Origin of the sequence: Paenibacillus turicensis (assembly GCF_017873435.1) — a bacterium.
GTDB classification, from domain to species: domain Bacteria; phylum Bacillota; class Bacilli; order Paenibacillales; family Paenibacillaceae; genus Fontibacillus; species Fontibacillus turicensis.
In genome coordinates, this window is the sequence record NZ_JAGGKG010000010.1 from 158,868 (window position 1) to 175,645 (window position 16,778).

Genomic DNA, 16,778 nt, shown 5'->3' on the forward strand with positions numbered 1-16,778 from the left:
CTAGAGTTAGAGTTAGATCACTAATTCATGAACGAAATGATAAAGCAGATCCGACGTTACTGAAGCCGAGGCTTTGACGTCGCCACACTTCGCTTTTGAGTTCCTTTGGCATTTCCTTTTGTGTTTCCTCTAGATTTCTTCTCCCCCTTGTCGTCTGGTTCCGGCTTCACCATAAACAACAGCAACAACACACCGATGAGAGAAACAGCACCAATCACACTAAACATAATCGCATGACTTGTCTGCATTAAAAGTGAAATCACAGGAGGACCGAGAGCAACCCCAATAAAACGCATACTGCTATATATTGAAGTAATTGTTCCCCGGAGCTTTTTCTCAATCCCCTCGGTAATTAAAGCATCAGAGCTAGGAAGCACCATCCCGATCCCAAGCCCACAGACAACAAGGCAAGCAATTACAAAATAAATTTGACTAAAGAGGCTCACACCAAACAAGGCCGCCGTAGCTAACACTAATCCAATTACACCAAGCCATTTCATCAGCGGCTTATTCTCGCCAATCCATCTACCTGTAAAATATGAAGCAAGACATAATACTGCAAGTGGAATGGCAAGCACTAGTCCCTTTACGACACCCTGTAGGTTAAAGCTTGTCTCCAGCTTCTCAGATAAATAAAACAGCACACCAAACAATAAAAACATACAAATGCCGCCGATAGCAAAAATCGCATACAGCCAGCGCCCCTTATCCTTAAATACAGCCTTAACAGACCCTAAAAATTGCTTTAACTGTGGTGGTTCCTTATGCTCTGGCTCCTTCACCATGAAAATAACAAGAATTAATGAAATAATACACAAGACAGGAATCGCAAGAAAAGGTACATACCAGATCCAAGCCCCAAGTAAAGCGCCTAGAATTGGACTTAACACTTTACCAAATGTGTTTGACGTTTCAATAATACCTAAGCCATGACTTACCTGCTCTTCACTTTCAAACATGTCGCCAACTAAAGGGATGACAATGGGGAAAGCACCAGCCGCACCAATGCCTTGTAAAAACCGCCCCCCTAAAATTATCCAATATACAGCCATTCCATTTGCAAACCAATCTGCAACCCCACAAATCGCACCACCTACGCCAGCAATGATAAGACTAGGGATAATGACCACTTTGCGTCCAAAGCGATCTGATAAATAACCTGCAATAGGAATTAACAGGATTGCAACGATGCCATAAACGGTAATCAGCATGCTTACTTGAAAAGAGGAAATTCCTATTTCTTTTGCTATTAAAGGCAACACAGGGATTAACATGGAATTGCCCAAGGTCATAATGAGCGGAATGGAGGCAAGTGCAAATAAATCCCCTTTTTTGTTATCCATAACCAAGCGCCAACCTTTCTATGTACCCAGCATGTTGCCAATTATAGTCAATGTAAATATTAACTGCAATATTAATTACATTGTAATGACAACGCTGTGTACAATCATTCAGTCGATAATCAACTTATTAAAGGTTAGTGTGGTTTATTAATACGAAATTATTCCTAATGCATTGCATAATGCGTAGTACATCGTATTTATCTATCATTCATCAATTTATAATGCTATAATGCGCAGGTGAAGCCTCCAGCATAAACCGACTTGGTTCCCCAACATAATAAATATGAAGCAAATGCATCGCACGAGTACAAGCGGTATAAAACAATTTTCTTTCGCTTTCTCGTGTATAGCTTTCATTCGAGCCGTTATAAATAAGCACGGCATCAAACTCCACGCCTTTTGCTAAATAAGCAGGAATGATATGGATCCCTTTTTCAAAGGAAAGCGTCGTTTTTTTAATTAATTTCGCTTCATGCTGTGCAGAAAGCTGATCATGCACCGCCTTAGCCTCAGCAGCCGTTTTACAAATTACTGCCATGCTTTCAAAGCCCTGCTGTTGCAATTGGGTCAGCTTTTTGCTAATGGAATTCAGCATTTCAGTTGCTCCTTGCATTGGGTAGAGCTCTGGCTTCTCCCCGCCACGATTAAAGGGCTTAATATGCTCACCATACTCAACCATCTTGGATGTAAATTCAACTATCTCCTTTGTGGAGCGATAGCTTTGAGTAAGAGTGATGAGTTCTGTCTCATCTTCTCCATAAATATCACCAATAAGCTCAGACTGCCCTAGCACAGACGAATGGGCATAAATCGCTTGATTAAAGTCACCTAATGCAGTCACTCTAGCCCGCGGAAATAATCTCTTCATAAAGTAAAGCTGGAACGGTGAATAATCCTGCGCTTCATCAATAATGACATGGCGAATAGAATTGTTAGAACGAAAGCCTAACACGAGCTCACGTAGGTATAAATACGGAGTTGCATCCTCATAAAACAACTCTTTTTTGCTCATCTTCTCTAATGTTGCTTCACTAATCTCCGTCCAGTCCAGTGGAATAGCTCCTTGACTACCCTTACTTAAGGTTTTAATTAGCTCAGTTTTTTTAAAGATTTGCTTGTATAAATTCACAATATCAACAAAACGCATCCCTTTAATCCATTTTCGAAGTGGCTTCATATGCCTACTAATAACCATTTTAGCTAAAATATCACGTTCGCTCTCATAATCTTCAAATCCAATATCAGTGCCGTGCTGCTTACGACGCATACGTGAATAGGCTCGTTGGTAATCCTCATTACTTAAATACTGAATATACTCATCCACCCATGCTTCCTTGGCTTCTTCCTTCGTAAATTGAGCCAACTCCTTCAAAATCCACTCCTTAAGCAATTCACAACGATTTGCCAACGTAATCGCAGGGTCAAATTCATAAAAACGCTTCGTCATCTCCTCACTACTCACAATCACCTTCCCTTGAAAACGAACAGGGCGGAATATCATGCCTGAAGACTCCAAATGTGATTTATATTTCGTAATGGCATGAAGATAATCCACTGACGATTTATAACGAATGCCACTCATTCTATGCAGGTACTCAGCTTCATTAGCATCATTCGCTAATACGTATTCTATTTGCTCGAACGGATCCTCTAGTTGGAATTCCCTGCTAAGACGTCGCTCCAAATACTCTTGAAACGTAGATTGTTGCATATTTTCTTCCCCAAGCTCAGGTAATACAGACGAAACATAGCTATTAAACATCGGGTTTGGTGAAAATAAAATAACTTGATCCGCTGTAAGATTTCCCCGATGCTTATACAATAAATAAGCAACACGTTGTAATGCCGCAGAGGTTTTACCACTTCCAGCCGCCCCTTGCACAACAAGCAGACGACTACGATCATTACGTATAATTAAATTTTGCTCCTTTTGAATCGTGGCTACAATGCTACGCATTTGTGCGTCAGAGCTTTGCCCAAGCACCTCCTGTAGCAGCTCATCTCCAATCGTAACTCCAGTATCAAACATCACCTTAATTTTCCGATTATGAATGACGAACTGACGTTTTAGTGTCATTTCCCCTGAAATTGTACCTGAAGGTGTTTCATAGGACGTTTGCCCTGGCACACTGTCATAATATAAATTTGAAATTGGCGCACGCCAATCATAAATTAAAAACTGTTCATCATCATCCTCAAGCAAGGAAGCAATACCCAGATAAATACTTTCTGCTGGTTCCCCCTCCTCCTCAAAATCAATTCTTGCAAAGTAAGGGGACTGCTGTAGACGTTTCATTTTGTCCAATGCGGCAAAAGTATGCTGGTGACTTTTTTCGCGTTGCGATAATACTTGTGATTGCTGACGCAAGCTTGTAGAGGTTTCCCCTAAATCATCTGCCTCACTAAAGTTGACGGTAACCTCATCCCAAAAATCCTTTCTCATCGAGACGACGTCATCCCTCATCGTACTAGCTTCTTGCTCCAACGTCTTTATTTTGGAAACAATCAAATCTTGTACATAATTAACACGTTGCTGCTCCTCTTGCCAAGCTTGATCATTTTTATCCATACTGTTTACACCTCAATTGTTATTTTCAAAACCCATTCTTGACACAATAAAATAAGCATGTTATACTATTAACAATAGTAATGTATGATTAGTTTTTAATTGTGCAGTCCATTTATTATCTTACCAATTTTCCTTATAAATAACAACCTTAATTTCGATGTTAAGCATCGTTTTTTTTATGTCAAAAAACCGTTTTTCTTAAAATGAGTTAATGTGGGCCTAACCCCATCACCATTTTAGGAAGAACGGTTTTTTCATCTGTTTTTTTATCTATTGTTACGACTCTGTAGCTGAGTGCCTTGCCAAGCGATCAAGTCTTTCCAGTTGATGACCATATTCGTAAATTTCAGCAGAAACAATCGATAACCGTAAAACGCCATGTCTTGTTTCGGCATACTTATCTAACATTTTGCGTAGAAACTCATCATTTTCGTGTTCAATCCATGCTTCCTCATGATCGTTAGGCTTTAGCTTATCATCAAATTTCCATAAAATATGCTCGTGGTACTTAATTAGCTTTTCTAAATGTAAATCAAAGGCTTGATTTAGCTCTGGTGTACGAACGGCTTGAAAGTAATGCTGCTCAATCGAATCTAATACATCAAAGCCTTTACGGAGCGTATTTAACATCTGCTTGTACACCACAAGCTGTCTTGCATGTGTGAAAACAGACCGTTTGAGCTTTTTTTGCTCCTCTTCCATCAGCTTATATTTATCTACAAGTAATATAATTGCATTTTCCAGTTCCCTTTTTTCATTTCGGAATACCGTTTCTTTAATCTCATCTGAAATTGCTGTACGAAGCAGTAACGATAAACGATCAAAGGTTTGTTTAATAAGTGCATTAAATTGCACTTTTGGTTTCGGTGGAGCTATCGTAACGTTAATAATAAATGCAGCTAAAATTCCAATTAAGCTCAAAGAAAAACGAGTCAAAGCAAATTCCCATTGTCCTGATGCCTCCATCACAGCAATGACGGTGACAAGTGTAGTTCCAATTGTATCTCCCATTTTAAGTCTCAGACAGATCATTATTACAACAATACATACTAAACCAACAGCAATTGGATCATTGGATAAGACCATACCCCCAAACACGGCTAAAATTGCACCTAAAGTATTCGTCTGTAATTGGTCTATTAAATATCGCCAAGATCGATAGATAGAAGGCTGCATCGCAAAAATGGCAGCAACTCCAGCCAATACGGGAGAAGATAAGCCAAATAAGCTTACAGCGTATAGTGCAAGCGTTACTGCAAGTCCAGTTTTAACCATTCTTGCGCCAAATGTCACTTTTCACTCCCCCTTTTCTTATTCTTATATATTACTTCACTATGCGGCTTCCTTATCTTTCACCTATTACGTATAATTTCATACCACCTTGTACAAGGTATGTATAAAAGGAGTGACTCATCCATGAAGAAAACAAAATTTATGTTGCTCATTGCATTCATGCTTATGAGTATGATAAGCCTATCAAGTTTGGTGTTTCCAGCGTATGCAAATCCACAGCACCCGATCCATCCTAAGCATCATTCTCATCACAAGTTACATGGTGGTGGATTTATTGTGAAAGATACTGCGGCTATGATTGGGATACAACCTCAAGCATTGATTGCTGAGCTAAAGCAGGGCAAAACCTTGCTACAGATCGTTCAGTCCAAGGGCATTACTGAACAACAATATATACACAGATTAACTACACTTGCACACGAGCATTTGAACCAAGCTGTTCTAAATAAATCAATGACACATGAGCAAGCAGAGCAATTAAAAGCGAAATTACCTAATGTTTTAAGTCGAGCTATCCATCACAAGTGGCAACATGCTGTACCGAAGCCTCAATTTTCAAACAATCAACCTAACAATTCAATTTAGGTTGCCACTAAAAAGCGCCAAACAAAGAGCAGAAGAAGACAAGTCCATTGCCTCTTCTGCTCTATTTTACGTGCTCTATTATATACCTACCCTTATTCTACTTCATTATTTTTTATGACCAACTCCGAGTTAGGCTTAGGAATTGGAGGATGAAGACCTGTTGGCACATCCAAAATATCAAGTAAAAACATAAAGATCGGTACGCCTAAGATTAGTCCCCACACCCCTAAGAAATGCTCCGACACAAGCAAAATTAAAAAAGTGTAGAAAATAGGTAAATGTGTTTTGTTGGACATAAATTTAGGATTTAAGAAATACGTTTCAAGTGCATGAACAACCGCAATCATGACCAGTACATAAACGATTTTTATTAAGCCTCCAATTTTAAATGCAATCGCACATAGAGGAATTAACGAAATAACAACACCCATAACAGGAATGAGTCCTAGCAAGAAAATCATAATCCCAAGTGCAATCAAATTAGGGAATCCGAAAATCCATAAAAACAGTACAGACAAAATTGCATTTACAAAGGCAATCAGAAATTGAACTTCAATGATTTTACCAAAAGATAACACAAACTTTTTACCAAAGTACTCTAGATCTGCAAAAAGAATCGAGGCACGACTTTCTCTAAACTTTTGTGTAAAAGAAGTGACCTTCTCTTTTTCTAATAAGAAAAATAAACTTAACACAACAGCAACAAACAGGTTAATACTCCATTTCCCAATGTCCGTTACGGTTTTCATTAGAAAATCAAATCCACTACCTAAGTAGGCAGATAAATCAATTTCTTTAAGAGAATCCACTAAAAAGTTAATGACAATATTGTCAGGCAAATCGGCAGGTGGTTTTTCGTAAAAGCTAATGACCATTCTTATTAAATCATTTAGTTCTTCAATAATAACAGGCATGTAGCTATAAACTGTTACACTTAATAAGGTCACGATAATGGTATAAATCAGCGCCACCATAACTTTTCGATTCACCTTAAAAAATTTATCTAATCTACGACAAATAAAATTATTCAGTCGATTAATTAAATACGTAAGAATGAAGGTAATTAAAAACATGTTTAGCATGCTACGTGAATAATACAACACCACAATTACGAACAGCAATGCTAAAAACCGACGAAATCCAGACATCTGAAAAAGCTCTCTAAAAAAGGACATATATACTGTTCTGCTCCCTTACTCACTATAATTATGTAAATAAACATATAAATGACACATTAATGACATATTAAGAAAAGACAATTATCGACTTTTTCCGCACTGTTTATTCTTATACTGTTCATCTTAATTCAATTTATCCCTCTAACGCAAGTCATTCATCTCATCTTATGAAATATTAAGAATTTCTTTATGATTAATTAAGTCCCCATAATTTATGTTATTGAAAAATGAATTGAAAAATACATTAAAATGACCTGTATTTTCTAACCAAGTAGAAAACACAGGCCCCTTCTTAAACAAATTATAACACGATAGGCTGAACACAAACCGGTTTGGACACAGTTACAGAATGCCCAGTATAACTTGGCTTACCCTGATCATCAATCGTGAATAAAGTTAAATTATTTGAATCCCGATTGGCAACGATTAAGTGCTTTCCTGCTGGAGTCACAGCAAAATGTCGTGGATGTCCACCTTCTGTAGAAACATGACCGATAAGACTCAATTCCCCCGTCGTAGTATCAATTTTAAAGTGGACGATGCTATCATGACCACGATTTGAACCGTATAGATTAAGTCCATCTGGTGTGATTGCAATTTCAGCCGTCAAATTTTCACCTGTAAAGCCTGCTGGTAACGTAGACACTGTTTCCAATGCAGTCAGTTGACCCTTGCTTTCATCATAAGCAAATGCTGTAATTGTAGAGTTCACTTCATTAATCGAATAAACAAATTTTCCATTCGGATGAAAGGCCATATGACGAGGACCTGCCCCTGGTGGTGTTGCTGCTTCACTATGGAAGATTAGCTTATTGTTTTCTTGATCTAATGCATATACCTTCACTAAATCAAGTCCAAGATCCGCAACTAAAATATATTTATTGTCTGGTGTTGCAAGTGTGGAATGTGGATGTGGGCGATCTTGTCTAGAAGGTTCTGCACCATGGCCCTGATGAATTTGCTCATCGACTAGCTTACCCGCTTCCCCTTGTCCTTCTATTGTAAGTAACCCTACATTTCCACCATGATATCCTGAGAAAATTAAATATTTGCTATTGCTATCTCTTTGAACATGTGATGCAGTAGGTTGAATGGTTGTTGCTCTAGACAACTCTGTTAGCTGCCCTTCATTTGCAATATCAAACGTTACAACTTCGCCTGTCCGATCTCCAGACCCCGTGGTCGTTTCAGCAATAGCATATAGCTTGCGCTTTGCTGCATCGACATTTACAAAGGTTGGGTTTTTCATGCCTGCTGCTTGATCAACTGCGGTAAATGTACCCTCTTTGCAGTTAAGACTATAAACATGAACACCTGCTTCTTCTTTTTCTGCATAAGATCCAACGAATAATAAAATATTTTGTTCTGACATGGTGTGCCTCCTAATAGGTTTTAAGTAACACTACTTCTGATCACTAATAATTAGTATACCATCTTCTATTTTTTTGCAAAACAATATAAAAGTCTGACTACACAAATTTTAAAAAATATGTTATAATGCAAACGCTTACATCCATCATCTAAAGGGGGAAATTTGGAATGATGCATGCTGAATTAAAGGAACAAACGGTTTATGAGGCTCTTGAGCCTTATGACACTTATTTCTTTAAGTTAGGTTCGCAAGGTATGGTTTGTTTTCATGGTAAAAACTACAGTTTAAAAAAGACGTTATCACCTGAGCAAATTACAGCCCTGTTAGCCGATCCTGCTTTTTGTCGCGTGAGCAATCAATACTATGCTAATGTAGCCAAGGTACACTCCATTCAAGGCACTACATTACTATTCCGCGATGAATTTCATGGGATTAAGACACTTCCTGCATCAAGAAGAGCTGTAGAAGAAATTCGGCGGCGTAAATCCATGTAGCTCCAAAATATAAAAAAAGCGTAACGCGACAAGTTTACGGAAAACTTGATGGTGTTTACGCTTTTTTTATTTAAACTTATTTAACTTAAAGAGGTCAGTATTGTATTATTTCACATAAAGCCTAGCTGTTTCTTCCCATACTTCACCTGGCTGCAAGCTAAACAAACCAATTTCTTCAGCTGATAACGATGATTTAGGCGCATTCACTAAATTAATTTGTGGTTCTGGGCAGAAAAATCCTTCTTTTGCTCCGTTGTTCCAGATCATCCATTGCTTATAGGAAGTGCCAACATCATACACAAGTGTAACTCCTAATTTCGTATCAGTAAGCTCCATTACATTTCGACCGTTTTGAGGTTTTGCTGTGTAATGATTGTCAAGAGACGTGAAAAATGGATACACGCCTTCTCCTTGCATTTGCTTTTCTTCCTTTGATAAAGGCTGATATTGACCTGTAGGTAACATCCGATCACTCATTTGCCAGCGTTCGCCAATCGTTGCTTTTACCTTGTAATCACTAGCAACAGAGCCTGTAGCAAACGGAGCATTGATCGCTGTATGGAACGCAAACAAGCAAGGCATCTCATTTTGACCTTCATTTATAACAAATAAGTGTTGTGCCAAACCATATTCGCTTAATGTGTATTTTAATTTAACTGTAAATTTAAAAGGAAGATATTGGTACATTTCATGGTACTCATCCACTTTTACAGTGACAGTAACATAGCTCTCAGATGCAGTAGTCCCAAATTGCTCAACAGTCCATTTAGATGTATGTAAAAATCCATGTAAATGGTTGCCTGTTGCTGCCTCATTCACCGGTAAATGATAAACCTGTCCACGCCATGGAAATTCCCCATCTTCATAACGATTAGGCGGGTACAACACAGGAATACCATAAATACCTGGTTGAGCTTTAAAATCATCCATTTGTCCTTCTAGTGGTTCACGCAAAAATTTGTAATCGCTTTCGACATCACGAAATGAAATTAAATTACCACCTAATTCAGGCAAAATAACAGCTTCGTATTTCCCTGCTCTTAAACCGATAGCCTTTTCATTTTGGAACAATTGCTCTTTAGCTTCGTATTTCGACATACCTTTCTACTCCTCCTATAATAACCCATGATTAGTTTCAAAAAATTAGCCACTCCACTATATATTAAGTTAGACGCCTCAGCTTTTAAACCCTTTTTCTAAAGCATTTTACGTAAAAATATTTAAATCTTGTGAATGACGTATAAAAATTTTGATCTTCTGCATACTTCAAATACAGTCTAAATGAAGGAGTGCAGCTCAAAATGACTAATGCTAACAAGATACGCACTAAAAAAACACTAATTTCCACAATTATTTTAACGATGATTCTTGCTTCATGTGGTCGTCCAGAGGGATCAAGTGTTATTTTGAATAAAAATGTTGCTGCTGGAACCACAATTAATACAAACTTGCATACTGATAATAAAAATCAGGTTTGGATTCCGTTAGATGATGCAGTAAAGGGCTTAAATTTACGGATGAAAATGGACAAACAAGATGCACTAATTGGTTACTCTGATGTTATGTATTCGGTGAAGCCTAATTCTAAATTTGCCATGTCATTAGGACGTTCAATTCAGCTTGACCAGGCTCCAACTTATTTAAACAAAAAAATATACATGACCCCTAACGCTTTAGCAAAGCTGCTTCAGACAGATATCGTTGCAGATACACAACAGCAGGCAATTCAAGTAAAGGCATGGGATAAAGCTAAGTTAAATAACGGAAATGTTAGTCCAAAGCAAGGAAACGGAAATTTTAAAGTGTTAGATATTGGTCAAAATCAAGATGAGCTAATAAGCTATGCAAAAAAATTCCTTGGTGTTCCTTATGAATTTGGCGCCCCTCCATATGAGCAATCTAAAACCTTTGACTGCTCTTCCTATACTCGGCATATATTAAGTCACTTTGGCAGTGATTTGCCACGGTTAGCTCGAGAGCAAGCAAATGTAGGTACCCCCGTATCTCGTGACCAGCTCAAGGTGGGTGACCTGATATTTTTCACAGTTCCTGGGCGATTTGCGAATGACAAAGTTCCTGGACATGTCGGTATTTATATTGGCAGCGGTAATTTCATTCACACTTGGGGAGAACCGGGTGTAACGATTAACACTGTTGATAGTGGCTATTGGCATGATATGTTACTGTTTATGCGTAGAGTATTGTAAATCTGCTTCAATAAAAATTAGTGTTGATAATTATGAAGATGGAGCTACAGGACAGAGGGTTCTTCCGATCGTTGTTAAAACCAGATTCCTCATTTTGAAAGAAATTGATAGTTAGAATCTGGTTTTAAATACGAACATTTCATTTCTCCAGAATCCCTTGCCCTTTCGCTGCGTTAGGTTGATTATCAACACTAAATTTACTTGATCAAACCATAAATAAAACAATCCTCTACGTTTTATTTATTTTTATTGTTAAACTTTCCCCTCTCGTAGTTTCCTTTACTCCTCATTACACAGTATAATAATGCTTATACGCATTCTGAATAAATTCTTGCTACTCTTAACCTCACGTAAATGACCACAACGAAATTAGTAGAGTAGATTGCGTGGTATTGTTTAACTTTAATATATATACATGAGGAGAATAGGTATGGAGAACTTAAAGCAGGCTTATGAAACATTAGGTCTTTCCGAGAACGCTTCCAGAGAAGAAATTGAAAAAACGTTTGAAATGTTATTACGACGCTCTAAGGGCAAGTCTGGAGAAGAGGCAACAATTTTTGAGCAGCAACTAAAGGCATATAAATTTATTATTAACTACAAAGAACAAGCTGAAATTGAAAAAATGAGTGCAGAACGCTATAGAAAGTATGGTAAGTTTGCTAACAAGGCTGAAAAAACAAGTGATTTTTTTAGACTACATAAGACAAAAGTTTTCGTTAGTATCATTAGTGTTGTAGTCGTTATTGTTGCCCTTACTACCTACCTCAATCATAGAGAGGAACAAAAAAGACTAGCCGCACTTCCTCCTGTTGATTTATCGTTATTATATATTGGTAATTTTATGGAACACGAGCAAAATAGCGGAACAGAAGCTTTGGAAAAAGCACTATTACAGCAATTTCCTAACTATAAACGATTTCAGTTAGATGTTAACTATATGCCTCCTGCTAATAAAGACGGGTTAACAGGAGATGCGTTAGCTTATCAGCAAAAAGCTTTTACAGTAATAGCAACTGAACGCCCTGATATTTATGTTACAGATCAAACTACATTTGAGTGGGTTGGCAAAATGGGTGCTTTTAAAAGCTTAGATGAAGAGGTTGAAGGCAGATGGAAGTCACTTGTCAATGAAAAAACAGCGCTCAAGCTAATGAATGAAGAGGACCAAAAGGAACATATTTATGGAATTGATGTTTCTGATAACCCGCTCTTCAATGAGCTTCCTTTATATAAAGACAAAGCCATTTTAACGATTCGTGATGGGAGCACCAATATAGAAAAATCGGTACAATTCATTGAACATTTTCTACAAAACAATAAACAAAATTAAGAGGTATTTATCATGACGAAGGAACTGGTTCCCAAATTAATTCAGCTTGTTAAAGAGGATCGTTTGTTATCTGAGCATGCACTCGGTACTATTCATGTCGATGATTTACTAGATAATCGGGATGAACCTCAGTTTAGTGATGAATGGATGAAAGTGTATGATGACATTTCTAATAAAAAGCTAACTAGTTTTATAGATGAAATCACGAACCAGCAAATTGATTTACTTCGCGAACTTGTGTACAAAAAGGTGTATCGTTATACCAGTTCAAGTGATCTAGCAGGATATATTTCTGATGATTTTGGACTGATTGGGGATGCATTACATGTGAATTATAATAATGATTGGCTCTCTGCTCTCCTAAAATGTTATATAGAACATACAATACCACTTGGCGCGTTATCTAAAAATAATTACACCTTATTTGAATTATTATCATCAATATAACCTCAATATCATAGATTTATATTATCAACTAAGGACAGCTCTTAAGCTGTTCTTTTCTTTTTGATCCCCACAAAAAGTTATTGTTGCATTATATAGAAATCTTATCTACAATAACTTTATAAACGCGCGTTTATAGAAAGAGGGATCACCATGCGCAGCGAAGATATTGCTAAATTAGCCGGGGTGTCCCGTAGTACGGTATCCCGTGTCATTAACAATTATCCAAATGTACCCGAGGCTACACGTCAGAAGGTGCTAGAGGTCATTCAACAGCATCAATATGAGCCAAATGCTTTTGCGCGTGCATTAGCAGGCAAAGGTACAGATACAATTGGGCTGTTTGCCATCAGTATGAGTGAACAGGAGCATGCAAGCCGGATTTATCAAAATAGCTATTTTGCACCAATTGTTGATCTTGTTGTTGATACGGCGAATGCCCAAGGCTTTTATGTTTTAATTCATACGATCTATTCTCCTGATGACTTTCATAAGGTCAAGCAGGCATTTTCTCAAAAAAGAATAGATGGAGGTATTTTAGTAGGGATTCAGAATGATATCAATCTGGTGTCAGAGATGGTGCAGCAAGATGCCCCCCTCGTACTTATTGATTATAATATTTCTGAAATTATGTCTGAACACCTTGATAAAAACCACCTCGCTATTATTAATTCAAAAGATTATGAAGGTACTGTCGAAGCGATGGAATATTTGATTGGTCTAGGTCATCAGGATATTGGGATAATTTGTGGAAGGATGGATACTTTCTCTGGCCGTGAGCGTCATATGGCTTACAAGGATACGATGCAAAAGCATGAGCTTCCCATTCAAGATAAGTTTGTGCTAGAGGGTAACTTCCTTAAGGAAACCGCTTACAGCTCTGTAGAACAGCTAATTGCTGGAGGTGAGCTACCTACAGCCCTTTTTTGCGCTAATGATGCTATGGCGATTGCCGCCATTGAAGCGCTAAATGCATCAGGTCTACAGGTACCCACCGATGTATCCATTGTTGGCTTTGATGATGCTACCCTTGCCTCCCATATTAATCCTAAGCTAACGACTGTACGTTTACCTATTGCTGAGATGGCAAAAGCGGCAGTAGACAAGGTCATAAGTTTATGTCAGGATGAATCCACTAGTTTTAGCACCATGAGCTTTCCTACCAAATTGATTATTCGAGAATCGTGTTCACAGCTTCATGATTGTTAACCAATATGATACATATTGGTTTCAATTTTCATTAAAATAAACGCGCGTTCACAAACGAAGGGAGAGTTTATATTTATGAAATACGGAACTTTTGATGATACTCGTAAGGAATATGTCATTAACACCCCTGAGACCCCTTATCCTTGGATTAACTATTTAGGCAATGAGCAATTTTTTGGACTCATTTCAAATACGGCTGGAGGCTACACCTTTTATCGTGATGCACGTTTACGTCGCTTAACTCGCTATCGTTATAACAATATTCCACTAGATTCTAATGGTCGTTATTATTATTTGTATGACGGTGGTGATTTTTGGACACCAGGCTGGATGCCTGTAAAGCGTGAGCTTGATTTCTACGAGTGCCGTCATGGTTTAGGTTATACCTCAATCACTGGAGAGCGTAATGGAATTTCAGTCAATCAACTTGCCTTTATCCCATTAGGGCATAATGCAGAGGTACATCGTCTTGTTGTCAAAAATACTGGTAATACCGAAAAGTCTGTAAAGCTATTTTCCTTCGCTGAGTTTTGCTTATGGAATGCGCAAGATGATATGACGAACTTCCAACGTAACTTAAGTACAGGTGAGGTTGAAGTTCAGAATTCCGTAATCTATCACAAAACTGAATATCGTGAACGCCGAAACCATTATGCATTTTATTCTGTCAATTCTAAAATCGATGGCTTCGATACCGATCGCGAATCGTTTGTGGGACTTTACAACGGTCTTGAGCATCCACAGGTTGTTGCCGCAGGTCAAGCTTCTAACTCTGTCGCTAGCGGCTGGTCTCCGATTGGCTCCCATGCGCTAAACATCACCCTTGCTCCAGGAGAAGAGCAAAGCTTTATTTTCATTCTTGGTTATATTGAAAATCCCGAGGAAGAAAAATGGGAAGCGCCTAACGTGATTAACAAAAAACCAGCACTTAAGATAATTGAGCAATTTGCAACCGATGCACAGGTGGATGCTGCCCTTGCTGATCTTGCTGCTTATTGGAATAACCTTTTATCCAAATACCAAATTGAAAGTAACGATGATAAGCTTAACCGGATGGTCAACATTTGGAATCCGTATCAATGTATGGTTACGTTTAACATGTCTCGTTCTGCCTCCTATTTCGAATCAGGGATTGGACGTGGTATGGGCTTCCGTGATTCTAACCAGGACTTGCTTGGCTTCGTACATCAAATCCCAGAGCGTGCAAGAGAACGTATTCTTGATATAGCGGCAACTCAATTCGAGGATGGAAGTGCTTATCACCAATATCAACCACTTACGAAAAAAGGAAATAACGAAGTCGGTAGCGGCTTTAACGATGATCCATTATGGCTTGTGCTTGGGACTGCCGCTTATATTAAGGAGACAGGCGATGTAAGCATCTTAGATGAGCAAGTGCCTTTTGATAGCAATCCGAACAACACTGCTACATTATTTGAACATTTAAAACGTTCCTTTGAGCATGTCACCAATAACTTGGGACCTCATGGTTTACCATTAATCGGTCGTGCGGATTGGAATGACTGCTTGAACTTGAATTGCTTCTCGAAGGAACCAGGTGAATCGTTCCAAACGACAGCAAACATTGAAGGCCGTATCGCTGAGTCTGTATTTATCGCTGGTTTGTTTGTATTTGTTGGTCCTGATTATGCAGAAATTTGCCGTATGCGTGGTCTTGAGGATGAAGCTGTGAAGGCGGAAAATGCAATCGCTAAAATGTCCGACATTACGTTAGAGCATGGCTTTGACGGGGATTGGTTCCTTCGCGCTTATGATCACTATGGTGATAAGGTTGGTAGTCAGGAAAATGAAGAAGGTAAGATCTTTATTGAGCCACAAGGGATTTGTGTCATGGCTGGTATTGGTGTAGAGGGTGGTCAGGCGGCAAAAGCACTACAATCTGTAGAAAAACATCTTGATACGAAATATGGTATCGTGTTGCAGCAGCCTCCTTATTCTAAATATTATTTAAATCTAGGTGAAATTTCCACCTACCCACCAGGTTATAAAGAAAATGCGGGTATTTTCTGTCACAATAACCCTTGGATTATGATCGCAGAAACAGTGCTGGGTCACGGAGATCGTGCCTTTGATATTTATGCTAAAATTGCACCAGCTTACCTTGAGGACATTAGTGATATTCACCGTACAGAGCCATATGTATACTCTCAAATGATTGCGGGCAAAGATGCGGTTCGCCATGGTGAAGCGAAAAACTCTTGGTTAACAGGAACTGCGGCTTGGAACTATGTAGCGATTACCCAATCTATTTTAGGGATTCAAGCTGACTTCAAAGGCTTAAAGGTTGATCCTTGTATCCCTGCAGCTTGGGAGGAATTCCAGATTACACGCGTATTCCGTGGTGACACATACGTAATCAAAATTAGTAATCCTAATCACGTAAGCAAAGGGGTTAAAAGCTTGACGTTGAACGGTCAAGACGTTGCAGGAAATATTATTACGCCTGTTGGTGATGGAGGCACACACCACGTTCATGTCGTTTTAGGTTAATGATAGAAGGAAGCTCAGCACAATATTTATCTTAATAGCATTAGCCATTTAGACTAGCTAATAAGCAAAATAGGTTACGCTTTTAGTCCAACAGAACAGTCTCTCTCCTTGCTTTATAAGTAAAGAGCTGCGCTGTTAAAAGAACTGAACTGCACCCTGTCAAGTAGACAGTCTAAAAAACAAAAAAACGTTATGATTGTATCCCCTCTGTTTCTAAACTCTGAGGGGATAATTTTTTAT

The 16,778-nt window shown here is 38.4% G+C and carries 13 protein-coding genes; 7 read left to right on the forward strand and 6 right to left on the reverse strand.

Annotated features, from left to right (window positions below; translation table 11 throughout):
* Positions 1-56: 56 nt before the first annotated feature.
* From bcbE to J2Z32_RS12270, 3 genes are all read right to left on the reverse strand, one after another.
* Positions 57-1,343 (reverse strand): bacillibactin exporter BcbE, encoded by a 1,287-nt coding sequence (bcbE, locus tag J2Z32_RS12260; protein WP_210089454.1) that lies wholly within the window; start codon positions 1,341-1,343, stop codon positions 57-59.
* A 211-nt stretch (positions 1,344-1,554) separates the two neighbouring features.
* A complete protein-coding gene (helD, locus tag J2Z32_RS12265) occupies positions 1,555-3,912 on the reverse strand; it encodes an RNA polymerase recycling motor HelD (RefSeq protein WP_210089455.1) in 2,358 nt (785 codons plus the stop codon).
* A gap of 276 nt (positions 3,913-4,188) precedes the next feature.
* Positions 4,189-5,205, reverse strand: a complete 1,017-nt coding sequence (locus J2Z32_RS12270; protein ID WP_210089456.1) for an FUSC family protein — start codon at positions 5,203-5,205, stop codon at positions 4,189-4,191.
* A gap of 123 nt (positions 5,206-5,328) precedes the next feature.
* Between J2Z32_RS12270 and J2Z32_RS12275 the strand changes: the two genes are divergently transcribed.
* Positions 5,329-5,790, forward strand: a complete 462-nt coding sequence (locus tag J2Z32_RS12275) for a hypothetical protein (protein ID WP_210089457.1) — start codon at positions 5,329-5,331, stop codon at positions 5,788-5,790.
* A gap of 92 nt (positions 5,791-5,882) precedes the next feature.
* Here the strand turns inward: J2Z32_RS12275 and J2Z32_RS12280 are convergent, their stop codons facing one another.
* Both J2Z32_RS12280 and J2Z32_RS12285 read right to left on the reverse strand, forming a co-directional pair.
* Positions 5,883-6,965, reverse strand: coding sequence for an AI-2E family transporter (locus tag J2Z32_RS12280; protein ID WP_210089458.1), 1,083 nt, complete (start codon positions 6,963-6,965; stop codon positions 5,883-5,885).
* A 304-nt stretch (positions 6,966-7,269) separates the two neighbouring features.
* Positions 7,270-8,340: a lactonase family protein gene (locus J2Z32_RS12285; protein WP_210089459.1), complete on the reverse strand. Its 1,071-nt coding sequence runs from the start codon at positions 8,338-8,340 to the stop codon at positions 7,270-7,272.
* Between the two features lie 167 nt (positions 8,341-8,507).
* Here J2Z32_RS12285 and J2Z32_RS12290 point away from each other — a divergent pair, with 167 nt between their 5' ends.
* The gene (locus tag J2Z32_RS12290) at positions 8,508-8,834 is read left to right on the forward strand and encodes a LytTR family transcriptional regulator DNA-binding domain-containing protein (RefSeq protein WP_210089460.1); all 327 of its coding nucleotides are present in this window, start codon (positions 8,508-8,510) and stop codon (positions 8,832-8,834) included.
* A 105-nt stretch (positions 8,835-8,939) separates the two neighbouring features.
* On the opposite strand, the gene J2Z32_RS12295 is transcribed toward J2Z32_RS12290, so the two are convergent.
* Complete coding sequence (locus J2Z32_RS12295) at positions 8,940-9,932, reverse strand: aldose 1-epimerase (protein ID WP_210089461.1); 993 nt, start codon at positions 9,930-9,932, stop codon at positions 8,940-8,942.
* A gap of 203 nt (positions 9,933-10,135) precedes the next feature.
* Between J2Z32_RS12295 and J2Z32_RS12300 the strand changes: the two genes are divergently transcribed.
* The 5 genes from J2Z32_RS12300 to J2Z32_RS12320 all read left to right on the forward strand — a co-directional run bounded on the left by J2Z32_RS12300 (position 10,136) and on the right by J2Z32_RS12320 (position 16,538).
* Positions 10,136-11,041, forward strand: a complete 906-nt coding sequence (locus tag J2Z32_RS12300; RefSeq protein ID WP_210089462.1) for a C40 family peptidase — start codon at positions 10,136-10,138, stop codon at positions 11,039-11,041.
* 430 nt (positions 11,042-11,471) lie between these two features.
* Positions 11,472-12,374, forward strand: coding sequence for a molecular chaperone DnaJ (locus J2Z32_RS12305; RefSeq protein WP_210089463.1), 903 nt, complete (start codon positions 11,472-11,474; stop codon positions 12,372-12,374).
* A gap of 12 nt (positions 12,375-12,386) precedes the next feature.
* Complete coding sequence (locus tag J2Z32_RS12310; RefSeq protein ID WP_210089464.1) at positions 12,387-12,821, forward strand: hypothetical protein; 435 nt, start codon at positions 12,387-12,389, stop codon at positions 12,819-12,821.
* Positions 12,822-12,953: 132 nt separating this feature from the next.
* On the forward strand, positions 12,954-14,027 hold the full coding sequence (locus tag J2Z32_RS12315) for a LacI family DNA-binding transcriptional regulator (protein WP_342453955.1): 1,074 nt from the start codon (positions 12,954-12,956) through the stop codon (positions 14,025-14,027).
* Positions 14,028-14,102: 75 nt separating this feature from the next.
* On the forward strand, positions 14,103-16,538 hold the full coding sequence (locus tag J2Z32_RS12320; RefSeq protein ID WP_210089466.1) for a glycoside hydrolase family 94 protein: 2,436 nt from the start codon (positions 14,103-14,105) through the stop codon (positions 16,536-16,538).
* The last annotated feature ends 240 nt before the right edge of the window (positions 16,539-16,778 follow it).

Coding starts and splice junctions, on each gene's coding strand:
- bcbE (WP_210089454.1), bottom strand. CDS start 1,343: ATGGATAACAAAAAAGGGGATTTATTTGCACTTGCCTCCATTCCGCTC.
- helD (WP_210089455.1), bottom strand. CDS start 3,912: ATGGATAAAAATGATCAAGCTTGGCAAGAGGAGCAGCAACGTGTTAAT.
- J2Z32_RS12275 (WP_210089457.1), top strand. CDS start 5,329: ATGAAGAAAACAAAATTTATGTTGCTCATTGCATTCATGCTTATGAGT.
- J2Z32_RS12280 (WP_210089458.1), bottom strand. CDS start 6,965: ATGTCCTTTTTTAGAGAGCTTTTTCAGATGTCTGGATTTCGTCGGTTT.
- J2Z32_RS12285 (WP_210089459.1), bottom strand. CDS start 8,340: ATGTCAGAACAAAATATTTTATTATTCGTTGGATCTTATGCAGAAAAA.
- J2Z32_RS12290 (WP_210089460.1), top strand. CDS start 8,508: ATGATGCATGCTGAATTAAAGGAACAAACGGTTTATGAGGCTCTTGAG.
- J2Z32_RS12295 (WP_210089461.1), bottom strand. CDS start 9,932: ATGTCGAAATACGAAGCTAAAGAGCAATTGTTCCAAAATGAAAAGGCT.
- J2Z32_RS12300 (WP_210089462.1), top strand. CDS start 10,136: ATGACTAATGCTAACAAGATACGCACTAAAAAAACACTAATTTCCACA.
- J2Z32_RS12305 (WP_210089463.1), top strand. CDS start 11,472: ATGGAGAACTTAAAGCAGGCTTATGAAACATTAGGTCTTTCCGAGAAC.
- J2Z32_RS12310 (WP_210089464.1), top strand. CDS start 12,387: ATGACGAAGGAACTGGTTCCCAAATTAATTCAGCTTGTTAAAGAGGAT.
- J2Z32_RS12320 (WP_210089466.1), top strand. CDS start 14,103: ATGAAATACGGAACTTTTGATGATACTCGTAAGGAATATGTCATTAAC.